Genomic DNA, 24,466 nt, shown 5'->3' with positions numbered 1-24,466 from the left:
GCCCCCATGCTGAGCCACATCTCGGCCCTGACCGACGGCCTCATGTGGACCCGCACCGGGACCGTCTGGGCGGTCTGGCGCGTGTCCCCTGTGCCCTACGCATTCCAGCCCGACGACAAGAAGCACGCCGCACGGCGGCACCACACGGCCCTGTACCGCGCGCTGCGCGGCGAGTCCCTGCACCTCGGCCTGACGGCGGCAACCGACCCCGCCTCTGTGGTGCTCTCGATGATCGAGGGCGTCGACCTGACCGAGCGCGAGGCATGGGCCGCCGAGTGCGAGGCCACCCTCGACTTCCTGGAGCAGATCCCGATCGGACGGCGCGTCCACTGGATCGCCGCTCCCCTGGCCAACCCGGGCGCGAAGGCGTTCATGGAGCCGCTGCACGCGAGCTGGACCACGCTCCGGGACACGCTGATGATGCCGCGCTCCGTGCCGGGCAGGCATGCGATCGGCGAGCGGGCCGCCCAGTCCGAGGCGCTGCGCAAGGAGATGCCCTCGGCGTTCGATCCCCGGCCTGCGACGGTGGCGGAGATGGCGTGGATGTTCGGGCACGCCATGCAGCGTGGCCTCGGCCTGGACACGGCGGTGCCCGTCGACGGGTCGCTCGACGCCGAGATGCACCTGTCAGGACCCTCCGTCCTGCCCTCCTCGCTGGTGGACCCGGCCGGGCAGACGGACTCCGAGAAGAAGCTGGGCCCCCTGCAGATCCTGAAGCGCCCCTACGTCAAGGTGCTCGACCCGACCAACCCGGAGCTCGCGTCGTACCAGACGACGCTCGTGGTGAGCGATACGCCGTCGGGCGGGATCATCTACCCGGGGTGCGAGTGGATCGGGCGGGTCGACGAGTCGGGCGTGCCTTGCGACTGGGCCATCCGCATGACCGTGCGCTCGCGCGACGAGGTGACCAACCGCAACCGGCGCGCGGTGCGCACCCTGAACGACCAGTTCGACCAGCGCTCCGAGGAGGAGCGCGCCGGATCCTCCCTTGACACGACGGCACGCGCCCTCGGCGAGTACCAGGCGGTCATGGACGCGGACGAGCTCGAGGTGGAGGTCGACGCCACCACGATGTTCACCGTCTCCGGCCACACCCCCGAGCAGGCGCTCGACGACGCCCGCGACCTCACCAAGTACTTCGCCGCCATGCAGTTCTCGCTGCGCACGGACCCCACGATCCAGCCGACGCTCTTCGAGGCCACGCTGCCCGGCATGCCGACGCCGCGAGCGGTGCGGGAGTACTCGCAGATCACGACGGCGCGTGCGTTCTCGGCCGCGGTGCCGTTCGCCACGACGGAGCTCGGGGACACGTCCGGCGCGCTGTTCGCCCTGGAGATCTCCAACGGGGCCGCGCGGCCGAACCCGGTCTTCGTGAACCTGGCGGGCGCAACGGACAAGCTGGACGTAGCGCTAGCAATGGGATTTGTCGGAGAATTGGGTAGTGGGAAAAGCGTTTCCATGAAGACGGTGGCCATGGACAACGTCGACATGGGGGCCACGCTCATGGCGGTGGACCACACCGAGATGGGCGAGTGGGGGGTCGCCGTCTCGGAGATCCCCGACTCGCAGGTGGTCGAGATCTCCGAGGACGCGACCGTGTCCATGGACCCGCTGCGGATCCTGCCGCCTGCCCAAGCACCCCGTGTGGCCCGCGCCTTCATCACCGTGCTGCTGTCGGTGCAGACCAAGTCCGAGCAGAACGTGCTGCTGTCCAAGGTGCTCCAGACCGAGTACATGTGGCGGAACAAGATCACCTCGCTCGGCTCGCTCGCCCGGCACCTCGAGGTGGACTGCGAGTACCCGGGCGCCCGGATGCTCGCCGACGAGATGCGGATCTTCTCGGAGCTCGACTTCGGGCGCGCCCTCTTCGACGACTCGCTGCCGCCGCTCGACCTGAGCTCGCCGGCCATCGTGCTGCACACCCACAAGATGCAGCTGCCGTCGAAGGCCGACATGGAGCACGGGCACCTGTTCGCGGAGCTCAAGGCCGAGAAGGTGTTCGGCCGCGCCACGTTCGCGCTGATCGCGGCCCTCGCCAGATACCGCTGCTTCGCCGACCGCTCGCGGCTCGACATCTTCGCCGCCGACGAGGCGTCCAAGACCATGTCATCGCCGGAGGCTGCCGAGGAGATCGGCATGTTCATCCGGGACGGCCGTAAGCACAAGGCCGCGCTGCTGCTCGGCAGTCACGACGCGGAGGAGGACTTCGGCAACGAGGTGGTCCGCGGGCTGATCCCGTTCCGCGTGCTGCTGCGCCACCGCGACGCGAACCTCGCCCGCCGCGGTCTGCGCTGGCTGCACGGCCTGCCGGTGAGCGCGCCGGTGGACGAGGGGCTGGTCAAGCTGGTCACCGAGGGCACCGCCCCGGTGACCGACGCCGCCGTCGGCGTGACCGAGGAGCGGCGGGGCGAGTGCCTCATCCGCGACTTCCAGGCCCGGTACGGCCGGGCGAAGGTCATGGCACCGCTGGTGGAGACCCGCGCTCAGACCGTGAAGACCACACCGACCAGCTCCACCGGTGCGGTGATCGGGTCATGATCCGGCGGGCGCCGCTTCCGGCTGCCGATCCCGGTGGGGGGCTGAACCTGGAGGACACCCAGGGGGTGGCCGTCGACCGGTTCACGCTCCAGTGGGACACGGGCTCGCCGTGGAACCCGCTGAACGTGGACTCCGAGATCTTCTCGACCCTCGCCGGCATGTTCTGGGTCTGGTACCGGGACATGGTGGCCGTACAGATCTGGGTGCTCGACTGGGTGCTCGGCATGGACTGGCTGGGCTACATCCTTGCGCCGCTCGCCGGGCTGAGCATCATCGTGCAGGGCATGATCGCGCAGATCGGCCTGCTCAACCTGATGCTGATCATCCTGGCGTTCGTGGTGGGTTTCTGGCTGCTCAAGGGCCGGTACGCGGGCGGGTTCATGGAGCTGCTGATCGGTTGTCTCATCGCCGCCCTGGCGACGGGCTTCCTCGCGAACCCGATGGCGACCATCGGCGGCGAGCAGGGCGTCATCATGCAGTCGCGGAACGCCGGCATGGACATCGCCACCGGTTTCGCGACCGAGGGCGCGTCGTTCCAGCGGGACTCCACGGTGATCCGTGAGGGCCTCAAGGGGCAGCTCGTGGACACCCTGCTCCGCGCGCCGCACCAGATCATCAACTACGGCACGGTCATCGACGGCACGGGGTGCGAGGACACCTACACCGACAACGTCGGCCGGGACAACGCCGTCGAGGCGATCGGTGGCTGCGACGAGGCGTACCAGGAGGCGGCGTCCACCGTCGACGCCGGCACGGTCGTCTCGACGCTCAGCCTGCTCACCACGGGCTTCGTGTTCCTGCTGCTGTCCGTGGTGATCGTCGGCGGCACCATCTTCGCGGTGCTGCTGCTGGGCTGGTCGGCGATCAAGCTGCTGTGGCAGCTACCGGTCGGCGTCATCTCCAGCGGTACCCGCGCCCAGCTCTTCCGCACGTTCGCGAGCGTGGGCTTCGGGTGCATCCTCGTCGCGATGGCCACGATGTTCCTGGTCGCGTGGATGAAGATGCTGCTCGGCTTCTACGACGCCACGAGCGGCCTGCCGTTCCTCGTGCGGCTGTACCTGTTCAACACGCTGGTCATCGCGGGCGCCGTCTTCTACGTGCTGATGGGCGCGAGCGTGCGGGCCGGCCTGCGCGCGCTGGCCGACAAGCTCGCGGCAGCCGGCGTCCCCTCCCAGGTGGGCGAGCCCGCCGCGATGCCGTGGGACGGCACCGCGAAGTGGCGCGACCGCTACAACAAGGCAAGGGAGTGGGCGGGCGTCGGCCTCGGCCCCGCCCCCGTGAAGCCGAACGGCCAGACGCTCGACGCCGGCGACGTCCCGGCTGCGGGGCCGTCCGCCATGGACGGGAACCCGGGTGGCGGCACGGTCGGCAGCACCACGGGTGGCGTCTCGGGTGGCGTCTCAGGTGGCGCGGGCGACGAGAACCGCACCATGCCCATCCCGGTCGACGGTTCCGGCACTCCGATCGGGCCCGACGGCGGCGACGGGACCGACGGCCGCGGCAACGCCTGGACCACTGCCGCACGTACCGTCCAGGACGGTTCGCCCGACGACGGACGCCCCGGCACCAAGCCGCTGCCGGACGGCTCGAACACCGGTGAGAAGCCGTCGAACGAGCCCAGCCCGCACCTGCCGCCGTCAGCCGGCGAGCGCCTCAGCGACCGGTTGGGCAGCGCGCGCCGTACGGGGACGTCGGTCGCCCTGCAGGCCGGGTCGATGGTCGCGAGCGGTGGCACGTCCAGCGCCGCGGTCGGTGCCTCCAAGGCGCTCAGCGTGGTGCGCAAGGCCAGGCAGGCCAAGCAGGCGCTCGGGGCCGCACGCGGCCTGGGCCGGCAGGGCGAGCGGTCGCAGAGTGCCGCCCGGCTGGCTCAGTCGCTCAACGCCGCGCGACAGGGTGGGGCGCCGCAGGTCGGCGGGCCCCAGCCGGCGGCGATCGTGCACAACCCCGGCCGCCGTCAGATGCGAGGGCTGGGCCGCTGATGAGACGTGCAGTCATCGTGGTGATCGCGGTGGTCGTCCTCGCGATCGGCACCTGGATCGGCTGGCCGCGCGAAGGCGGCCCCGTCGACCCCACCACGCAGGAGAGCGCCGGCGCCCTCGCCCCCGGGGCTCAGGACGACTTCGGCGGTCCAGCGGGCACGGCAGCCGAGAACGACGACACGGGGCGACCATCGGCCACCGAGGAGGTCGATGGACAGCCGGCAGCGGGCGACCCGGCGGTCGAGGTGTCGGCCGAGCCCGACTTCGACGAGACGGCGCCCAGCGAACCCGTCGAGGCGACCTGGGACGAGACGGTCCGGACGGCAGCGCGCGACGCCGCCGGCGCCACCATCACGGCGTTCGCGGCGACCGACCGGAGCGCGGACGACTGGTGGTCCGGACTGGAGCCGCTGCTCACGCCGCAGGCGCGGCCCGTCTACCAGGATGTCGACCCGCGGCTCGTCCCGGTCACGGAGGTCACCGGCGAACCGGAGGTCACCGACGAGACGTCCACCTTGCTCGCCGAGGTGGCGGTGCCGACGGACATCGGCAGCTACACGGTGCTCCTGACCCGTGCCGACGGGGCGGCCCCCTGGCTCGCCGAGCAGATCCGACCGCCGGAGGGGTCGTGAGCGGGCGGGGCGCCGCCGACCTCGCGACGCGGGTCGCCTCGCAGGCGGTCCGGTCCCGAGGCCGGCGGCCGGGCAGAGGCGGGCGGAGGGACGACCCGACCAGGCGTGCGGTGCTCGTCCTTGGCGTGCTGGTCGCCGCCGTCATGGCCGTGCCGGCTGCGGTCATCGCGATGGTCGTGCTGGTGGGCGGCGCCGTCAGCGAGAACCAGTCGCAGAACGGCTGCAGCCTGTCGGCGTCGGTGGTGCCGGCCGGCGGCCAGGTCACGGCAGCCGGTGGTTTCACGGGCGAGCAGCTGCAGAACGCGTCGGTGATCCTGCAGGTGGGTCAGGAACGCGGCGTGCCAGGCCGGGCCCAGGCCATCGCCGTGATGACGGCCCTCGGTGAGTCCGGCATGCGGAACCTCGACTACGGCGACGACCGGTTCGGGGTGCGCAACCCCGACGGGACGCTGACCTCCTCGATCGGCATGTTCCAGGAGCAGAAGTGGTACGGGACGGTCGCTGAGCGCCTCGATCCCGTGCAGTCGTCGGGCCGGTTCTACGACCGGCTGCTCGCGGTCACGGGCTGGGAGACGCTCGAGCCGACCATCGCCGCGCACAAGGCCCAGCGGAACGCCGACCCGTACCACTACCAGCAGTACTGGGATCAGTCGCTCCAGGTGATGCAGCTCGTCAGCGGGGCGGACGAGCAGGATCTCCCCGCGCTCTCCCGGTCCGTCCAGGGCGCTGCGGTCGGCGCACCCTGCATGACCGGTTCGGTCGGGAACGCCGCCGTCGGCGCCGGGGGCTGGGCCAACCCAGCAGTCGGGTCCAAGGCGTCCGGGTTCGGGCCGCGCAGCACGGGCATCGCCGGGGCGTCGACCTATCACCTGGGCCAGGACATCGCGGCGTCGTGCGGCACCCAGGTGTTCGCGGCCGCCGCGGGACGCGTGGTGATCTCCGGTGCGACCGGCTGGGGTACCGGCAACACGATCCGCATCGAGCACGGCATCGGCCTCGACTCGACGTACGGTCACCTGCTCACCGGCACCAACCTGGTACGGGTCGGCGACACGGTGCAGGCAGGGCAGCAGATCGCGTCCATGGGCGGTGACTCGCGCATCGACCCGGCGGGCGCCGGCACGTCGTCGGGCTGCCACCTGCACTACGAGGTGCGGGTGAACGGGCAGGCGGTGGACCCGGAGCCCTTCATGGCCCAGCAGGGCGTGACGCTCGGTGTGGCGGCCCCGGTGACGGAGTCGGTGGATCCCGGTGACGCGCCGGACGGTGCGGAGCCGGCAGCCGCGGACCGATGATTTCTGCTCGGCGCAGACGTCGGTAAAAGGGCTGGCGATCATCGGCGGGAATACCCGACGATGATCCGGCGTCGTTAGACGTAGGTCGTGTGCAGTGTCGCTCCCGATCTCGGCCCGCGCGCACCGTACCGAGAGGGAACGCATGAGTACCGACACCATTGGCACGCCCGACCAGCTGAGCGATCCGCCCGCCAACCTGCCCTCGACGGGCGAGACAGCCGTCCAGTCGCGCACCGACAAGCTGGCGCCCGGGCACTTCCGCGCGATCGCGCTGCTCATGGCGAGCGCGTTCACGGTGATCCTGAACGAGACCACCATGTCGGTCGCGCTGCAGCCGATCATGGCCGACCTGAACATCACCGCGACGACCGGCCAATGGCTCACCACGGCGTTCCTGCTGACGATGGCCGTCGTCATCCCGGCCACCGGGTACCTCATCAACCGGCTGGGCACGCGCGGTGCCTACCTGCTGGCGATGTCGCTGTTCACCGTGGGCACCGCCCTGGCGGCCGTCTCGCCGACCTTCGCGTTCCTGGTGACCGGTCGGGTGGTGCAGGCGATCGGCACCGCGATCATGATGCCGCTGATGATGACGACGGTCATGACCATCGTCCCGGCGCACATGCGCGGGCGCGTCATGGGTAACGTGACGCTGGTCATCGCACTGGCGCCGGCACTCGGACCGACGGTCTCGGGGGCCATCGTGGGCCCGCTCGGCTGGCGCTGGGTGTTCGGCGTCGTGCTGCCGATCGCGGTGCTCGCGCTGGTCGCGGGCATGCTCTGGATCCGCGACGTGTCCGAGAAGGACCACCATCACCTCGATCCCCTGTCGCTCGTGCTCGCGCTGGTCGCGTTCGGTGGCGTCGTCTGGGGCCTGTCCGGCCTGGGCGAGGCGGCGCAGCACGGTGCGCCGATCAACCCGTGGATCCCCCTGGGCGCGGGGCTTGTGACGCTCGGCCTCTTCATCTGGCGGCAGCTCGCGCGCCAGCGCACCAACTCCGCGCTGCTCGACCTGCGCACGTTCCTGCAGCCCAACTTCCGCCTCGGTGTCGGCATCATCGCGGTCGCGATGATGGCGATGCTCGGCACGATGATCATGCTGCCGCTGGTGCTGCTGGACGCCCTGGGGATGGCCCCCCTCACCGTCGGCCTGCTCATGCTCCCCGGCGGTGTCGCGATGGGTCTGCTGGGTCCGGTCATCGGCCGCCTGTACGACCGGATCGGCCCACGCCCGATCATGGTGCCCGGCACCGTGCTCGTCACGGTCGCGGTCGGCATGCTCGCGTTCCTCACCACCGAGACCTCGCTGTTCTACGTGCTCGGCGCGCACATCCTGCTGATGGTCGGTCTGGCCTCGGTGTTCACGCCGCTGTTCAGCTCGGCGCTCGGGGTGCTGCAGCCGCACCAGTACTCGCACGGTTCTGCCACGATCAACACGGTGCAGCAGGTCGCGGGTGCCGCGGGAACCGCGCTGTTCGTCGCCATCATGACCATCCGGTCGGAGTCGCTGACCGCGTCCGGGTCCTCGCCGGCCGAGGCCATGACGGGCGGTGCAGGCCTGGCCTTCGGGGTCGGCGCCGCGGTGATGGTCGTGACCGTCTTCCTCGCGACGCTCGTCAAGCGGCCGGAGAACGACGGCGAGTTCCACGGAGGCCACTGACCCGCTGCACGGCCCGATCGGGCCGTAGCGCGACGAGGGCAGGAATCCAGGTGCGGGATTCCTGCCCTCCGTCGTACCCGGTCCACGCGGGGCGCTCCCGGGCGAGGTGTGCTCGGACGGGCACCGGCCAGGTCTGAGCACCGCGTGCCGCACTATCGATCGAAGAGGCGGCCGAACAGGCTCTTGTGCTCCGGGCGGGTCAGGCGGGTGACCTCGATCGGCGCCAGACCGCGTAGGTCGAGCAGCCGGTTCGCCGCCGAGATGGCGTCCGTCAGTGCCGGTGGATGCGTCCGGTCGGGCACCAGCCCAGCGGCCTTGAGGGTGCCGGGCACCGTCCCCGCGTCGAGCCGCTCCACCCATTCGGCAGGGTCGAGGTTCAGGAACTCGTCCTGCCGCTCACGCTCCCCACCCCGCCGGTCGACCCCACCCCGCCGGTCGAGCTTGTCGAGACCCGTCCGCCTCCCCACGAGCAGCGCGGCCAGGCTCTCCGCCCGGTACACGGCACCTGCGCGCATCTCGTGGTCGAGCAGCACCACCTGCCCCACGTGCCCGTGCACGCCCGGCGCGAGATCGACGGCGTAGACGTTCCCCGCGCCGTCGGACCCCACGGGGAACCAGAGCGGTGAACCGATCGCCGCCTGGACCCGCCCTGCGGGATCCTCTGGGGCGAACGTCCCCGCGTCGGTGGTCCAGGTATCGAAACGAGCGGCGGGCAGGAACGCCTCGCGCAGGAGGCTGTCGCTCAGCGGCACGATCTCGAATCCGCCGGAGGAGCCGTCCTGGGGATCGAGCCTCAGGCTGCCGGCCCCGGCCGCCGCGTACAGCGCGCGTACCTCCTCCGGCAGGTCGACGCCACCGGGCAGGCCGGCCTCTGCGGCGGCGATCGCCTCGGGAGCCGCGCCGACGGCGTCGGGCATCCGGTCCGTGACCACCCGCGTCACCGTGTCCGGGTCGGCAGACGACGCCGGTGCGGCGCCCGGCACCGGCGCGATCGGCCGCAGGTACTGCGCCGGCAGCGCCCCGGGCTGCAGCACCACCTCGAGCACCGGCGCGGCTGGTCCGGAGACGACGGCGGGCGGCAGCACGACCAGCTCGACCACGTCGTCGTCCACGCGGGCACCGGCGCTGACCCGCACGAGCTGCTCGGCGCCGGGCGTGAGCTCGGCGATCGCCCGCAGTGCATCGTCGAGGTCGGCCTTCGGCCCACGGTCGCCGGACCGTGCGGCCTCGCGGGCGAGCTTGCGGTAGTGGTCGCGGCGGACGTCGGCGTCGCCGTCGTCCAGGTAGCTGCCCTGCCATGCCCCCCGGCCGATCGTGCCGACGAACTCGCTGACTTCCGTCGTGGGCGGCGCGGAGCGACGCAGCGCGTCGACGAACGGTTCCCAGGTCTGCCACTCGGTGAGGCTCACGCGCCACATGATGCCGCCTCGCTGCTAGGCGTGCGGGCTCGACGTTCCGTAGACTTCCAGCCATGGCCGAGGTGCGGGTCTTTGCTGGTACCGGGGGTCAGCGCTTCGCTCACGAGATGTGCGCTGATCTCGACGTCCCGCTGAGCCCGATCAAGATCCAGCGCTTCGCGAACGACTGCCTCCAGGTCCAGCTCCTGGAGAACTGCCGGGAGCGAGACGTCTATCTGGTGCAGTCCGTGGTGCGTCCCGCGCAGGAGAGCCTGATGGAGCTGCTGCTGATGGTCGACGCCGCCAAGGGCGCGTCCGCGGCTCGGATCACTGCCGTCATGCCGCACTTCGCGTATGCCCGCTCGGACAAGAAGGACGCACCGCGGATCTCGCTCGGTGGCCGCCTCGTCGCCGACCTGCTGGAGACGGCAGGCGTGAACCGCATCCTGACCATGACGCTGCACGCTCCGCAGGTGCACGCATTCTTCCGGGTGCCGACCGACCAGCTCAACGCGCTGCGCGAGCTCGCGACGCACTTCCTGCCGAGCGACCTGTCGAAGGCCACGGTGGTGTCCCCCGACCTCGGCAACGCGAAGAGCGCCTCGGCGTTCGCCAAGATGCTCGGCGTTCCCGTCGCGGCGGCCGCGAAGGAGCGGTTCGACGGTGACCGGGTCGAGATCACGTCCCTCATCGGCGACGTCACGGGCCGCGACATCATCGTGCTCGACGACGAGATCGCCAACGGCTCCACGATCATCGCGCTCCTCGACCTGCTCCGCGAGCACGGCGCACGCAACGTGCGGATCGCCTGTACGCACGGGATCTTCGCCAACGACGCGGTCAACCGCATCGCAGCCGATCCCGACGTGGTCGAGATCGTCACCACGAACACGGTGCCGTCGGCCGGGTTGCTCGCGCACGACAAGCTGACGGTGATCAGCGTGGCACCGGCGTTCGCAGAGGCGGTGCGCCGTATCCACAGCGGTGAGTCGGTCAGCGCCCTCTTCGACCCGACCCACGTCTGACCCTCCGGCGGTGTGGCGTCAGCCCCGCGCCGCCCACCACTTCTTCAGTTCCTCCGTCGCCACGGCCTCGCCCAGCGGGCCCCGTTCCATGCGCAGGCTCAGCAGGTGCTTGTACGCCTCACCGACGTCGCGCGACGGCGAGATCCCGAGGATCGCCATGATCTGCGTACCGTCCAGGTCCGGACGGATCGCGTCGATCTCCTCCTGCTCACGCAGCACGGAGATCCTGTCCTCCAGGTCCGTGTACGCGTCCGACAGCCGCTGGGCCTTCCGCTTGTTGCGCGTCGTCGAGTCGGCGCGGGTGAGCCGGTGCAGCCGCTCGAGGAGCGGACCGGCGTCGGTCACGTAGCGGCGGACGGCGGAGTCCGTCCACGCACCGTCGCCGTAGCCGTGGAACCGCAGGTGCAGCTCCACGAGGCGCGACACGTCCTTGACGACCTGCTTCTCGAACTTGAGCGCCTTGAGCCGCTTGGCGGTGAGCTTGGCCCCGACCACCTCGTGGTGGTGAAAGCTGACGCCGCCACCGGGCTCGAAGCGGCGCGTGGCCGGCTTGCCGATGTCGTGCAGCAGCGACGCCAGGCGCAGCACCAGGTCCGGGGCGGGCACCGCGCCGTCGGGCCCGGTCTCCTGCGCGATCGCCTGTTCCAGCACCGTGAGCGAGTGCTGGTAGACGTCCTTGTGCCGGTGATGCTCGTCGATCTCGAGCTGGAGCGCGGGCAGCTCCGGCAGCACCTGTGCGGCGAGGCCGGTGTCGACCAGGACCTCGAGGCCGGCGCGCGGGTTGTCGCTCAGGAGCAGCTTGGTGATCTCCGCCTGCACACGCTCCGCCGACACGATCTCTATCCGCTCGGCCATCGCGACCAGCGCAGCGAGTGTCCCTTGTTCCACGTGAAACGACAGCTGCGCGGCGAACCGCGCGGCACGCATCATGCGGAGGGGGTCGTCGTCGAACGAGCGCTCGGGCGCGATGGGGGTGCGCAGCACGCCGGCTGCGAGGTCGCTCAGGCCGTCGAACGGGTCCACGAACGTCAGGTCGGGCACGCGCACGGCCATCGCGTTCACGGTGAAGTCGCGTCGCGACAGGTCGCCGTCGAGGGAGTCGCCGAACTCGACGAGCGGCTTGCGGGACGCCGGGTCGTACTTGTCGGTCCGGTACGTCGTCACCTCGACGACGACGTCCCCCCGGCGGGCCCCGATGGTGCCGAACTCCCGCCCGATGTCCCAGTTGGCGTCACCCCAGCGCGCAAGAATGCTCTGCGTCTGGGCCGGCGAGGCCGACGTCGCGAAGTCGAGGTCGTTGCTCGTCCGGCCGAGGAACGCGTCCCGCACCGGTCCGCCGACCAGCGAGAGCTCGTGCCCCGCGGCACGGAACTGGTCGCCCAGCTCGAGCGCGGCGGGCGCCATCTCGGTCAGCACGCCGAGCGCGCGTCGCAACAGATCCTGCTCAGGGGTAGACACAGCCCAAGATTGTTCCAGACGTGACCCGACGGCACGCACCGCTAGATCGAACATCCGAGTTTCGGTCACGGGCGCCGACGAACGCCGTGCCCGAAACCGCCCACACTCCCTGACCAGAGCAACCGTGCTCAGTCGGTAGTGTTGGGGCATGTCCACCCCTGTTCCGGCGAGCGACCGTCCAGACGGTCGCCCGGAGGTGCCTCCGCCGCCCGGCGGAGCACCGTTGCGGGTGAATCCTGCCCGACGTGCCCCTTCGACGAGCAGCCCGGCTCACCTGCCCATCGTGGACGAGACATCTGCGGGTGGCCTGGTGCTGCGGGGCGGGTCCGAACGTCCCGAGGAGTTCAGCGCGGCAGTGCTGCTGCGCCGGAACCGCACCGGCCGGCTGGAGTGGTGCCTGCCGAAGGGGCACCTCGAAGGCCGGGAGACACCGCAAGAAGCGGCGATCCGCGAGATCCACGAGGAGACCGGGATTCGCGGCTCTATCCAAGCGGAGCTCGGCGTGATCGACTACTGGTTCACCGGTGAGGACCGGCGAGTCCACAAGGTGGTGCACCATTACCTCTTGCGCGCGGAGGGCGGTCGCCTGACCGTGGAGGACGATCCGGACGGCGAAGCCGAGGACGCTCTCTGGGTCAGGATCGACGAGCTCTCCGAGCGCCTGTCGTACCCGAACGAGCAGCGGCTCGCCGCCGCCGCCCTGGATCTCCTCGTGTCCTCGAGGAGCCTCCGGGACGCGCTGCGCGCTGACGCCTTCCACACGGAGCGCCCCGACCTGCCATGACGCAGCACCCCGACATCTCCCGCAGTCCCGCCCGCCACTGGGCGACCCGCCGCACCGGCAAGATTGGCGCCGTCGTCCTGGCGGCCGTGCTGCTCGTCGGGTCGACCGTCGTTCCGGCGACCGCCACGGCCCCGTCCACGAGCCGCGCCACGGCACCCGCCGACGCCGTGGTCGAGCACGTCCCTGCGGCCCCCTCCGGCCAGGGCCCGCTCGACGTCTCGGTCACCGAGATCTCGCACCCGGTCGCGACGCCGGGCGACAAGGTGACCATCCGGGCACGGATCACCAACACGACCGACGCCGCTGTATCCGGCACCGTGGCCCAGCTGACCGTCGACTTCCTCGCGCTCACGTCCCGTGCGCAGATCGCCGCATGGTCCGACGCCGGCATGCTCGACCCGGTCCACGGGGACCCCATCGATGAGGCTGTCCCCAAGCTGGCGCCTGGCGCCTCCACGAACGTCTCGTTCACCTACGACCCTCGCGTCCCGGCCCTGCAAGGATTCGGCCCTCGTCGGCTCGCGGTGAGCGTCAACGACGCCAGTGGGCGCCTCGGCATCGCCCGCACGTTCCTGATGTACGACGCCGACGGTGCCGAGCGCGAGCCCATGCGGCTCAGCGTCCTGGCCGCGGTGACGAGCCCGGCGACCGACCCCTCCGACCCGGACGCGACCGAGATCGAGCTCGCACAGCAGGCCGCCGAGGGCCAGCGCCTCGACGGCGTCCTGCGGGTCGCGGAGGACACCGACCTGTCGCTCGCGATCGACCCCAACGTGATGGGCAGGGCCTCGAGATCGGAGGACCCGGCACTCACGGAATGGTCCGACCGCATGGTCGCGGCCGCCGAGCAGACGGCCACGTACACGCTCCCCAGCCACGACCTGGATCTCGCCGCCCTCGCGCACGCCGAGGTGTACGCCACGGGCGGACGGAGCTTCGTGCGCGCACCCCGCATCCCCAACTGGGCGATCCCCGAGAGCTGGAACCGGAGCCTGGCCTGGCCGGCCGACGGCGTGGTGCCCGACATCGAGACGCTCGGCCTCGCCGTGGCCACGGGCAGGCAGGACGTCGTGGTCGGCGGGGGCGGGCTGGCGTACGAGGGCTACGGCACCCCGACCGGCCGGGCAGACGTCGCGACGCCGTCGGGCACCGCGCGCGCCGCCGTCACCGACACGACGCTGACGGAGGCCTTCGTCTCGGCGACCGACCTGTCGGAGGCCGGCTACGAGTCGGCAGCGGGCACCACCGACACGTCAGCCGAGGCCTCGACAGCCTCCACCGCGGCGGAAGGTACGCAGCGTCTGCTCGCCGACACGGCCGCGATCGTGAGCCAGTCGCCGGCTGACCCGCCCACGGTGTTCATAGCGGCTCCCCGCACCTGGACGCCCGATGCCGCGGCAGCGATCTCGATCCTCGACACGCTCGACGAAGCGGCCTGGCTCGACACCACGACGCTCGACAGGCTCCTCCGGCAGGACGCACAGAACGAGGGCCGCACTCCCCTGCCGAAGCACCGGCCCGCCAAGGCGGAGATCAGCCCCAACGACGTGGCGGCGCTCGAGCACGCTCGCGACGCGGTCGTCACGTTCTCCTCCGTCGCGGGTGAGCAGCGGGGACAGATCTGGCGCCCGGGCGTCGTCCGCCTGATCGCGCCGCTGTCGGTCGCGCAGCGGCAGGACCCGGGGCGCCGGTCGTCGATCGTCCAGCAGGTTCTGCAGACCACGAACGAGCTGACGCACGAGTCCATCACGGTCGTCCCCCGCCAGGACATCAACTTCATCACCGACGTCGGCAACATCCCGGTGCGCGTCCGCAACGGGCTGGACCTGGACGCGACGGTCACCGTGGTCCTTCGTCCCGACCATCCGCGACTCACCGTCGACGCTCGTAGCGAGGCGACGATCCCGGCGGGTCAGGAGGTGGACGTCCAGGTGCCGGTGCGCGCCATCGGCTCCGGCGACGTCCAGGTCACCGCACAGATCCTCACGCCCACCGGCGCCAAGATCACTGACAACTCATCGTTCCAGGTGCGCGTCCGCGCGGGCTGGGAGGAGGTCGGCACCTGGATCGCCGCCGGCCTCGTCGCGCTGCTGTTCCTGGCCGGGATCTGGCGCACGGTGCGCCGCGGAAAGTCCCCGTACCGTGCCACCAGCAAGGACGTCGAGGAGGCGACCGGCACATCGGCCGAGGCCCTGGAGCCGCCACCGACCACGTCGGCGAGCTCCGTGGCCGTCCCGGCGGAGTAATGTTTCGGCCGCCGCACATGTCGGCAGCACCACACCGGGCAAGGCCCAGACCACGGGAGTAGTCGCTTGACCCAGGAGAACGCCGTGACCGTACCGACCGACCCCGCCTCGGACCCGAGCTCCCAGGCCGCGAGCGGTCCGGGCGAGCCCGCCACCCCGCCTTCGCCGCCGTCCAGCGGCCTGGGCCGCAACTCGCTGGTGATGGCGGCAGGCACCGCCGCGTCCCGACTCGGCGGCCTCGTCCGCAACGTGATGCTGGTGGCCGCGATCGGCTCCGCCGGCACGGTCGCGAACGCCTTCGACGTCGCCAACAAGCTGCCCAACGTACTGTTCGCGATCCTCGCGGGCGGCATGCTGAACGCGGTGCTGGTCCCGCAGATCGTCAAGGCGTTCCGCGCGCACAACGCACAGGAGCGGATCGACAAGCTGCTCACGATCTCGGCCGTCGGCATTCTCGCCATCACCGCGATCCTCACGGGTGCGTCGGCGTGGGTCGTCATGCTCTACACGGACGGCTGGACCGCCGAGCAGCTCGCACTGGGCACCGTGTTCGCGTACTGGTGCATCCCCCAGCTCTTCTTCTACGGCCTGTACACGCTGCTGGGGCAGGTGCTCAACGCACGCGAGCAGTTCGGGCCGTTCATGTGGGCGCCGGTGGCCAACAACGTGGTCTCCGTCATCGGGTTCGGCATCTTCCTCGTGGTGTTCGGCACCGCCCCGGAGCTCGGGATCAACGATCTCGCCGAGTGGGACACACCGCGCACGATCCTGCTGGCGGCCACGGCCACCCTCGGCATCGTGGCACAGGCCCTGGTGCTGCTGGTCCCGCTGCTGCGCTCGGGCTTCCGCTGGAACTTCCGGCTCGGGCTGCGCGGCATCGGGCTGCGCTCGGCCGGGTCCGTGGCCGTCTGGACGTTCGCCGCGGTGGTCCTGGAGCAGGCGGGCGTTCTCTACCTGACCCGGGTCGCCTCGGAGGCAGGTGCGTCCGGCGGGCCGGGGGTCGAGTTCGCCGGTAACGCCGCCTACACGCAGGCGCTCCTGATCTACCTGCTGCCGCACTCGCTGGTCACGGTCTCCATCGCCACGGCGCTGTTCACCGGGATCAGCAAGGCCGCGCAGGAGGGCGACACCGACCGCGTCCGCGCCGACCTCTCCCTGGGTCTGCGCACGATCGGCGTCTTCACGGTGTTCGCCACCGCCGCGCTCACGGTGCTGGCAGCACCGGCAACGGCGTTCATCGTCCCGACGGCGGGCGAGCAAGGCACCGCCCTCATCGCGCCCGTGCTGGTCGCCCTCTCGTTCGGCCTGGTGCCGCTCGGTGCGATGGCGCTCATGAAGTGGGTCTACTACGCCTACGAGGACGGCCGCTCCGTCTTCTGGATCACCGTGCCGTCCACGCTGGCACTGGTAGCCGGGCTGATCGCAGCACAGATCTGGCTGGCGCCGCAGTACTGGGTCATCGCCGCCGGTGGTGCCTACGCCCTCTCGAACTGGATCACGGTGCTCCTGCGCACCGGCGGCCTCAAGAAGAAGCTCGGCGGCCGGCTCGACGGCGGACGGGTGCTCGCCCTCCACGCCAAGACCCTTCTCGCCGCCACCGTCTCCGGGTTCGCCGGGTGGGGCGTGTACCAGCTGGTCGGCGGGTTCGACGCGCTCTCGTTCGGCAGCGGCTGGGCACTCACCATGCTCAGTGGTCTGTGGGTGACGGCGCTCTCTGGCCTGGCCATGCTCGTCGTCTACCTGCTGCTGCTCCGCCTGTTCCGGGTCAGGGAGCTCGACCGCCTGCTCGGCCCCGTGCTCGCGCGCCTCAAGCGCTGACCCCTCCGTCGTCGTGACGGCGGAGCACGCGGATGCTTCACATCTCGGTTGCGAAGGGACGACATTTCGGCGGGTTGTCGGCGGTTCCGCGTAGCATGGCGACGGTGCGTGATCCTTGCGGTCACGTACCTGCTACTGTCCCCCGACCGAGCGAGGAGGTCCGCGTGAGCACCGTCGAGCCAGGCAGCGTGCTGGTCGAGAGATACAGACTGAGCCAGCAGGTGTCCACCGACCTTGCCGCGGCAACCGCCTGGGATGCGCACGACCTGACTCTGGACCGCGGGGTCCGTGTCACCCTCGTCACCGGGCCCTATGCGGGCGACGCCATCGACTCGGCCCGGCGCGCGGCGCTGGTGACGGACCCTCGCCTCGTCCGGGTGCTCGACGCCGGCTCGGACTCCGACGGTCACAAGTACATCGTCACCGAACCGCACACCGGCACCACGCTGACCGAGATCGTCTCGAGCGGCCTGGTGGACGAGCAGCAGGCCCGGGCGATAGTCGGTGAGGCTGCCTCCGCTCTGACCGTGGCGCGCGCTCGCGGCGTCCACCACACCGCGCTACGTCCCGAGGCCGTCCGGGTGGACGGCTACGAGGTGCTGGTCACGGGCCTTGGGCTGGACGGTGGTCTCGCCTCCGGGGACACCCTCAACGGCACGCCGGCACAGCTCGACGCCCAGGGCCTGGTCGCCCTGCTCTACTACGCGATGACAGCACGCTGGCCGGGACAGGACCTCGAGGCCGACTGGATCGCGAAGGACACCCTGATTCCGCTGCCCGCGCAGCTCGACGACTCCGGCGCTGTGGCGCCGCTGTCCACGCTGGTTCCCCACGTGGACACCGACATCGATGCCCTGGTGAGCCGAGCGTTCAACGCGCCCGGTAGCACCGACGGACCGATGAACCCCGACGAAGTGACCACGGCCCTGACGCCGTGGGGAGAGGTTTCCGTAGTGGCATCGCTGCCTGGATTTGTGCGGCCCGAGCCCGAGGGGCCGCGGCGGCAGTCCATCGCCGACGCTTTCGGGGGCGAGGGCACACCGCCCGTACGACGCCCCGTCACCGGCCGGATCGCACGCAACGACGAGACGATGGCGATGGGGGCGGGCAACGTGCCCGCCGGCTACCCGGAGCCGCAGAACGACTACACCTACGAGCCGCAGGCATACGGCGGGCACACCCCCGTGCCGCCACCGCCCCACGGGGGCGCCCCGTCCGGCTACGACCAGTTCGGACAGCCGGTCGGACAGGGCCAGCCCGCGTATGACCAGTCCCAGTACGCGCAGGCCCAGTATCCGCAGGAAGGTGCGCCGCAGCAGTACCCGCCGCAGTACGCCCCCGGCGGGTATGGCTCCAACGGCGGCTATCACGAGCAGGACGGCGGGTTCGCCACCCAGCCCGCGCCCAAGCGCGGCGGCGTGAACCCGACGCCGATCGTGCTGGGCCTTGTCGGTGTCGCCGTGGTGGCCGGCCTGATCTGGGCGATCAACGCCGTCCTCTCGCCGACGCCTGACGTCATCGCCGATGCCTCCCCTAGCCCTACGGTGAGCGCCTCCGCAGGTGGCGAGGGCGAAGGAGACGGCAGCACCGCGCCGTCACCGCCCGCGCAGACAGAGGCACGGCCGGTCATCGACTCGGCTGCCCTGCTGGGCACGCTCGACTGGGAGGGTGAGACGCTCGACCACCCGGAGAAGGTCGAGCTCGCCTACGACACCGACCCGGCCACCTTCTACTACACGACCACGTACCAGCAGGCGGCCTTCGGCGGGTTCAAGGACTCGCTGGGGATGGAGCTGCGGCTCCGGGAGCCGGCCTCGGTCACCAAGGTGGAGCTGATGACCAACACCCCGGGCGGCAAGGTGCAGATCCTCAAGGGTGGCGCCGGCGGCGAGGTGCTCGCCGAAGGCACCTTCTCGGAGACGACGACGTTCGAGCTGACCGAGCCGGTGGTCAGCGACTCGTTCACCATCTGGGTCACCGAGCTGCCGCAGGCCTCGGACGGGTTCCGGCTGGAGCTCAACGAGGTCGTGCTGAGCTAGCCCGTTCACAGGGGTGGGGTCCGGGGGCGCGAGGTCGATCGGCGACTTCGCGCCCCCGGCTTCTACCTCTACTCTTTGTTACATCGACGCATGTCGATGTCATGTGCCGAGGCTCACGCCTCCGATTGCGCCGCGGTCGGCATCGGCTGGAACACTAAGGCCCGCTCGCGTGTTGTTGCGTGTGCCCATGGAACTCGAGGAGATCGCCTTGACCGAACAGACCACAGCTCCGGCTGCCGGGACAACCGACGCCCCCGTGCTCGACGTCGTCATCGTGGGGTCCGGCCCCGCGGGATATACCGCAGCCATCTACGCAGCGCGTGCGGGCCTTGCTCCCGTCGTCGTCGCGGGCTCGGTCACGGCCGGCGGCGCCCTGATGAACACCACCGAGGTGGAGAACTTCCCCGGGTTCCCCGCGGGGATCCAGGGTCCCGACATGATGGACGCCATGCGCGAGCAGGCCGAGAAGTTCGGCGCCAAGGTCGTCTGGGACGACGCCGAGCAGGTGGAGCTGACGGGGGACGTCAAGACGGTCGTGACCGGTGGCGGCGACACCTACCGCGCCCGCTCCGTCATCCTCGCCACCGGTTCGGCGTACCGCGAGCTGGGCCTCTCGGACGAGAAGCGGCTTTCCGGTCGTGGCGTCTCGTGGTGCGCCACCTGCGACGGGTTCTTCTTCAGGGACCAGGACGTCGCCGTGGTGGGCGGCGGTGACTCCGCGATGGAGGAGGCGACGTTCCTCACGCGGTTCGCCTCCAAGGTCACCGTCGTGCACCGCCGCGAGGGCCTGCGCGCATCGAAGATCATGGCCGAGCGCGCCATCGCGGACCCGAAGATCGAGTTCGCGTGGAACAGCGAGATCGCCGGCATCACGGGCGACAACAAGGTCGCGGGCATCAGCCTGCGCGACACCGTCACCGGCGAGGTCAGGGACCTCGACGCGACCGGCCTCTTCGTCGCGATCGGTCACGAGCCCCGCACCGACCTCGTCAAGGGTCAGGTCGACCTCGACGAGAACGGCTACATCCTCGTCGAGGGCCGGAGCACGCGCACCAACCTCCCCGGCGTCTTCGCTTGCGGCGACGCCGTCGACCACACCTACCGCCAGGCGATCACGGCCGCCGGCTCGGGCTGCTCCGCGGCGCTCGACGCCCAGGCGTTCCTCGACTCGCTGAACGACTGAGCTCCCGGCCGGCTCCAGCCGGCCCAGTCCCGCTCGGCCCTGTACGAGGCCATGAACAAGGAGATGCTGGATGAGCACCATCAAGGTCACCGACGACACCTTCAAGACCGAGGTCCTCGACTCTGACATTCCTGTCTTCGTCGACTTCTGGGCTACCTGGTGCGGGCCGTGCCGCATGGTGGCGCCGATCCTCGAAGAGCTCTCGGACGAGTACGAGGGCAGGATCAAGATCGTCAAGATCGACACCGACGAGAACCGTCAGACCGCCATGGACTACGGCATCGTGTCGATCCCGACGCTCAACGTCTACAAGGGCGGCGAGGTCGTGAAGTCGATCATCGGCGCTCGCCCGAAGCGTGCGCTGACCGAGGAGATCGACGAGGTCCTCGCGGTCTGACTGCCGCACACCGCGAACGTGCCGCTACGGAGAGCGCGTGTCCGGATCCGCGCCTGGTGAGGTCACCGGGTGAGGTCTGGGCACGCGCTCTCCGTCGTCGAGAGCCCCGTCATCTCACTGTTTCGCCACGAACAGACACTGAGCCGCACACGGCCCGCATGCGAGACTGGGCCGCGTGAACGAGCTCCCCGAGACTACCGGAAACCGCCTCGACCCGTGGTTCGGTTCGTACGCGGCGCGAGCGCACGGCATGCGGGCCTCAGAGATCCGAGCGCTCTTCTCGGTGGCGAACCGTCCCGAGGTGGTGTCGCTGGCAGGTGGCATGCCGTATCTCGAGGGCCTTCCGCTCGACGTCATCGCCGACGCCATGCAGCGGCTCATCGCCACCAAGGGCACCACTGCCCTGCAGTACGGTTCGGGCCAGGGTGAGGAGAGCCTGCGCGAGCACATCACGCAGGTCGTCGCGCTCGAGGGCGTGTCGGCCCACCCCGACGACGTCGTGGTCACCACCGGCTCGCAGTCCGCGCTCGACCTGGTGACCCGCATCTTCGTGGACCCGGGTGACGTGGTGCTCGCCGAGGCGCCGTCCTACGTGGGTGCGCTCGGCGTCTTCCGGTCCTACCAGGCCGACGTCGTCCAGGTACCGCTCGACGCCGACGGCCTCGTTCCCGCCGAGCTCGACGCGACTCTCGCGCGGCTGGCCCGCGCGGGCCGGCGCGTGAAGTTTCTCTATACGGTCCCGACGTTCCAGAACCCCGCGGGCGTCTCGCTGTCCGCCGAACGCCGTCCGCTGGTGCTGGAGATCTGCCGTCGACACGGTGTCCTCGTCGTCGAGGACAACCCGTACGGCCTGCTCGGCTTCGACGGCGAACCGATGCGGGCGCTGCGCTCCTACGAGACCGACGGTGTGCTGTACCTCGGCTCGTTCTCCAAGACGTTCGCCCCCGGCTACCGGGTCGGTTTCGTGATCGCGCCGCACGCCGTGCGCGACAAGCTCGTGCTGGCCAGTGAGTCGGCGGTCCTCTCGCCGTCGAACGCCTCACAGCTCGCCGTGGCGACCTACCTGGAGACGTGCGACTGGAAGGCGCAGATCAAGGACTACCGAGAGCTGTACCGCGTGCGACGGGACGCATTGGTGGGTGCGCTCGGCGAGCACCTGCCAAGCGCGTCGTGGAACGTACCGGAGGGCGGGTTCTTCGTGTGGGTGCGGCTGCCCGACGGCCTGGACGCTCGGGCGATGCTGCCCCGTGCCGTCACGGCGCGCGTCGCGTACGTGCCCGGCACCGCCTTCTACTTCGACGGCAGCGGCTCGGACCACATGCGACTGTCGTTCTGCTTCCCCACATCAGATCGGATCCGCGAGGGTGTGCGCCGGCTGGCCGGCGTCGTCAACAGCGAGTCCGAGCTGGTGCAGATCTTCGGCACGTCCGGGCAGCCGGAGCCCGACACGGGCGACGTCGAAGCTCCCGCGCCGGACCTGGCCTGACACTCCGATCTCCGTGTCAGGAGCCCGACCGCCACCCGAGCGTCTGGGCTTCTGACACGATGGCAGCTCCGAGCAGTTGACCCGTTGACCTCGACCGAGTGAGTCTCTCGATGACACCTTCCGCGCCCGCACCGGCGTCGTCCGGCGTTCCCGCCGGCTCTCCCTCCGCGCCGGCCGGGAACGACGCCGCGGACGGCGCTCCCCTGGTGGTCGTTCTCGCCGGGGGCCTGTCGCACGAACGGGACGTGTCCCTCCGCTCAGGGCGTCGTGTCGCCGAGGCGTTGCGTTCGACCGGCCTCGAGGTCCTGGTGCACGACGTCGATGCGGATCTCCTGCCGTTCCTGCGTGAGACCCGGCCCGACGTCGTCTGGCCGCTGCTCCACGGCGCTTCCGGCGAGGACGGCTCCGTCCGCGACGTGCTCGACATGCTCGGCCTCCCCTACGTGGGCACGGGCCCGCGGGCGAGCCGTGTGGTGTGGAACAAGCCCATCTCCAAGGCCGCCTTGCTTGAGGCAGGTCTCGCGACACCCGACTACGTGACCCTCCCCCAGAGTCTGTTCCGGGACCTCGGGGCGCAGCCCGTGCTCGACACGATAGTGCGGCGGCTCGGGCTCCCCCTCGTGGTCAAGCCGACCGAAGGCGGTTCAGCGCTCGGCGTCACCGTCGTCACCCGCGCCAAGGACCTGCCGCGGGCGATGGTGGAGTGCTTCGCCTACGGCGAGACCGCGCTCATCGAGCAGGCGATCACCGGCGTCGAGCTGGCGGTGAGCGTGATCGACGGTCCGCGCGGGCCCGAGGCCCTGCCCGCCGTGGAGATCGTCGCCGACGGTGGCTACGACTACGCGGCCCGCTACGTCGCCGGCGACACCGAGTTCTTCACGCCCGCTCGCCTCACCACGGACCAGGCCGCCCAGGTGGCCGACGCCGCCGTCCGGGCTCACGAGACGCTGCACCTGCGTCACCTGTCCCGCACGGATCTGATCCTCGACGCCGCGGGCACAGCCCAGATCCTCGAGGTCAACGTGGCGCCGGGCATGACAGAGATGTCACTTCTGCCGCAGGCGGTGTCGGCGAGCGGCCACGACCTCGCGGCGCTGTACCGCACGGTCGTCGACACCGCGTTGGCGGCCGCGCGATAGCGCCACGCACCACGTGAAACGACGCCGGGCCGCGATCCCCCGAAAGGGATGCCGGCCCGGCGTCATTCTCTGCAGGTCCTCGTCAGGCGTCGGACTGCGGCTTGAGCAGGCCGCGCTCCTCAGGGGCCATGACGTTGAGAATCCGGTTGAGGTCCTCGACCGAGGCGAACTCCACGGTCATCCGGCCCTTGGTCTTGCCGAGCGCCACCTTGACCCGGGTCTCGAACCGGTCGGACAGCCGGGTCGCCAGCTCGTCCACCGCTTCGATGCGGGTCCCGGCGCGCGGCGGCTTGCGAGTCTTCCCGTTGCCTCCGTCGGACTCCGTCAGCATGACGATCTCCTCGGTCGCGCGGACCGAGAGCCCCTCTGACACGATGCGCTGAGCGAGCCGCTCGATCTCCGCGCCGTCACTCAGACCGAGGAGCGCACGAGCGTGACCCGCCGAGAGCACCCCGGCGGCGACACGACGCTGCACCAGCGGAGGCAGCCGCAGCAGCCGCAGAGTGTTCGAGATCTGCGGGCGGCTGCGCGCGAGCCGGTTGGCAAGCTCCTCGTGCGTGCAACCGAAGTCGTCCAGGAGCTGGCGATAGGCCGCGGCTTCTTCGAGCGGGTTCAGGTCCGAGCGGTGCAGGTTCTCCAGCAGCGCGTCGCGGAGCATGTCACCGTCATCGGTGTCGCGGACGATCGCCGGTATGGTCTCCAGCTCGGCAGCCTGCGTCGCGCGCCAACGTCGCTCGCCCATGATGAGTTCGTACTCACCCGGATGCTCCTTGTCCGGACGGACGACGATCGGCTGGAGGACGCCGATCTCTTTGATCGACTCGACGAGCTCGTCCAGGTCGCCCTCGTCGAAGACCGTCCGCGGCTGCCAGGTGTTCGGCCGGATCGCGGTTACGGGTAGCTCGGCGAACCGGGCGCCCGGAACGGGAACGAGTTCCGCTGTTTCACGTGAAACGTCGGCGGTCTCGCCTTCCTCGCGGCTGAAGAACGTGTCGTCCAGAGCCGAGACGCTGCCGCCCTCCGCCGCCTCGTTCGCTACCGAGAGCCGGCCGCTCGCAATTGCGGAGTCCCACTTGACGGTGCTGGGACGAGGCCCGGAGTTCTTGACCGCCTTCTTCTCCGTGACCGGATCGGCCGTGACAGAGCTGACCGAGACGGTACTCACCGGAATCTTGTCCGTCGCGTCGAGCGCCGGCGACGGGCGTTCCTCGACGACCGTCGCGACCGACCCGCCCAGTGCGTTGTCGGCGCCGTCCGACTCGACCGGCCCCGCGCCGGGCGCCTGCTCGTCCAGCTCAGGACCCGTCGGGATCAGGGCGCCCAGGCCCCGCCCGAGCCCGCGTCGCTTCGCACTCATCGTGTCTCCTCGTCGGTTCCGGCCGCGCACCGA

Annotated in this window: 17 protein-coding genes; 14 read left to right on the top strand and 3 right to left on the bottom strand. The window is 70.6% G+C overall.

Annotated elements, in window-relative coordinates; genetic code table 11:
• The first annotated feature begins 6 nt into the window (after positions 1 to 6).
• From APR04_RS21765 to APR04_RS21745, 5 genes are all read left to right on the top strand, one after another.
• Positions 7 to 2,538 (top strand): ATP-binding protein, encoded by a 2,532-nt coding sequence (locus tag APR04_RS21765; RefSeq protein WP_253874198.1) that lies wholly within the window; start codon positions 7 to 9, stop codon positions 2,536 to 2,538.
• Positions 2,535 to 4,517 (top strand): hypothetical protein, encoded by a 1,983-nt coding sequence (locus tag APR04_RS21760; RefSeq protein WP_253874196.1) that lies wholly within the window; start codon positions 2,535 to 2,537, stop codon positions 4,515 to 4,517. Before APR04_RS21765 ends, APR04_RS21760 begins: the two co-directional genes overlap by 4 nt.
• Positions 4,517 to 5,149, top strand: a complete 633-nt coding sequence (locus tag APR04_RS21755) for a hypothetical protein (RefSeq protein ID WP_253874194.1) — start codon at positions 4,517 to 4,519, stop codon at positions 5,147 to 5,149. Before APR04_RS21760 ends, APR04_RS21755 begins: the two co-directional genes overlap by 1 nt.
• On the top strand, positions 5,146 to 6,444 hold the full coding sequence (locus APR04_RS31120) for a M23 family metallopeptidase (RefSeq protein WP_253874192.1): 1,299 nt from the start codon (positions 5,146 to 5,148) through the stop codon (positions 6,442 to 6,444). Before APR04_RS21755 ends, APR04_RS31120 begins: the two co-directional genes overlap by 4 nt.
• A gap of 142 nt (positions 6,445 to 6,586) precedes the next feature.
• Positions 6,587 to 8,104, top strand: coding sequence for an MDR family MFS transporter (locus APR04_RS21745; RefSeq protein WP_253874190.1), 1,518 nt, complete (start codon positions 6,587 to 6,589; stop codon positions 8,102 to 8,104).
• 152 nt (positions 8,105 to 8,256) lie between these two features.
• On the opposite strand, the gene APR04_RS31115 is transcribed toward APR04_RS21745, so the two are convergent.
• Positions 8,257 to 9,513: an SMI1/KNR4 family protein gene (locus APR04_RS31115; RefSeq protein ID WP_253874188.1), complete on the bottom strand. Its 1,257-nt coding sequence runs from the start codon at positions 9,511 to 9,513 to the stop codon at positions 8,257 to 8,259.
• A gap of 62 nt (positions 9,514 to 9,575) precedes the next feature.
• On the opposite strand from APR04_RS31115, the gene APR04_RS21735 reads away from it, so the two are divergent.
• Positions 9,576 to 10,526 carry a ribose-phosphate diphosphokinase gene (locus APR04_RS21735; protein WP_253874186.1) on the top strand — a complete coding sequence of 317 codons (951 nt, stop codon included), beginning with the start codon at positions 9,576 to 9,578 and terminating at the stop codon, positions 10,524 to 10,526.
• A gap of 18 nt (positions 10,527 to 10,544) precedes the next feature.
• Here the strand turns inward: APR04_RS21735 and APR04_RS21730 are convergent, their stop codons facing one another.
• A complete protein-coding gene (locus APR04_RS21730; RefSeq protein WP_308292384.1) occupies positions 10,545 to 11,984 on the bottom strand; it encodes a CCA tRNA nucleotidyltransferase in 1,440 nt (479 codons plus the stop codon).
• A 148-nt stretch (positions 11,985 to 12,132) separates the two neighbouring features.
• Between APR04_RS21730 and APR04_RS21725 the strand changes: the two genes are divergently transcribed.
• The 8 genes from APR04_RS21725 to APR04_RS21690 all read left to right on the top strand — a co-directional run bounded on the left by APR04_RS21725 (position 12,133) and on the right by APR04_RS21690 (position 23,076).
• A complete protein-coding gene (locus APR04_RS21725; protein WP_253874184.1) occupies positions 12,133 to 12,768 on the top strand; it encodes an NUDIX hydrolase in 636 nt (211 codons plus the stop codon).
• A complete protein-coding gene (locus APR04_RS21720) occupies positions 12,765 to 15,014 on the top strand; it encodes a DUF6049 family protein (RefSeq protein ID WP_253874182.1) in 2,250 nt (749 codons plus the stop codon). The genes APR04_RS21725 and APR04_RS21720 overlap by 4 nt, the downstream gene beginning before the upstream one ends.
• A gap of 84 nt (positions 15,015 to 15,098) precedes the next feature.
• Positions 15,099 to 16,832: a murein biosynthesis integral membrane protein MurJ gene (gene murJ, locus APR04_RS21715; RefSeq protein ID WP_253874180.1), complete on the top strand. Its 1,734-nt coding sequence runs from the start codon at positions 15,099 to 15,101 to the stop codon at positions 16,830 to 16,832.
• Positions 16,833 to 16,996: 164 nt separating this feature from the next.
• Positions 16,997 to 18,871 carry a protein kinase family protein gene (locus APR04_RS21710; protein ID WP_253874178.1) on the top strand — a complete coding sequence of 625 codons (1,875 nt, stop codon included), beginning with the start codon at positions 16,997 to 16,999 and terminating at the stop codon, positions 18,869 to 18,871.
• Positions 18,872 to 19,079: 208 nt separating this feature from the next.
• Entirely contained in the window at positions 19,080 to 20,054 is a 975-nt protein-coding gene (gene trxB / locus APR04_RS21705; protein ID WP_372496155.1) for a thioredoxin-disulfide reductase, read from the top strand.
• A gap of 70 nt (positions 20,055 to 20,124) precedes the next feature.
• The gene (gene trxA, locus APR04_RS21700) at positions 20,125 to 20,451 is read left to right on the top strand and encodes a thioredoxin (protein ID WP_253874174.1); all 327 of its coding nucleotides are present in this window, start codon (positions 20,125 to 20,127) and stop codon (positions 20,449 to 20,451) included.
• 175 nt (positions 20,452 to 20,626) lie between these two features.
• Positions 20,627 to 21,937: an aminotransferase-like domain-containing protein gene (locus tag APR04_RS21695; protein WP_425569901.1), complete on the top strand. Its 1,311-nt coding sequence runs from the start codon at positions 20,627 to 20,629 to the stop codon at positions 21,935 to 21,937.
• A 110-nt stretch (positions 21,938 to 22,047) separates the two neighbouring features.
• Positions 22,048 to 23,076, top strand: a complete 1,029-nt coding sequence (locus tag APR04_RS21690) for a D-alanine--D-alanine ligase family protein (RefSeq protein ID WP_253874172.1) — start codon at positions 22,048 to 22,050, stop codon at positions 23,074 to 23,076.
• An 82-nt stretch (positions 23,077 to 23,158) separates the two neighbouring features.
• Here the strand turns inward: APR04_RS21690 and APR04_RS21685 are convergent, their stop codons facing one another.
• Entirely contained in the window at positions 23,159 to 24,433 is a 1,275-nt protein-coding gene (locus APR04_RS21685) for a ParB/RepB/Spo0J family partition protein (RefSeq protein WP_253874170.1), read from the bottom strand.
• Positions 24,434 to 24,466: the final 33 nt, after the last annotated feature.

This window comes from Promicromonospora umidemergens (assembly GCF_024171995.1).
GTDB classification, from domain to species: domain Bacteria; phylum Actinomycetota; class Actinomycetes; order Actinomycetales; family Cellulomonadaceae; genus Promicromonospora; species Promicromonospora umidemergens.
Note: the sequence above shows the minus strand (reverse complement) of the source record. Positions and strands in the feature narration are given on the sequence as shown.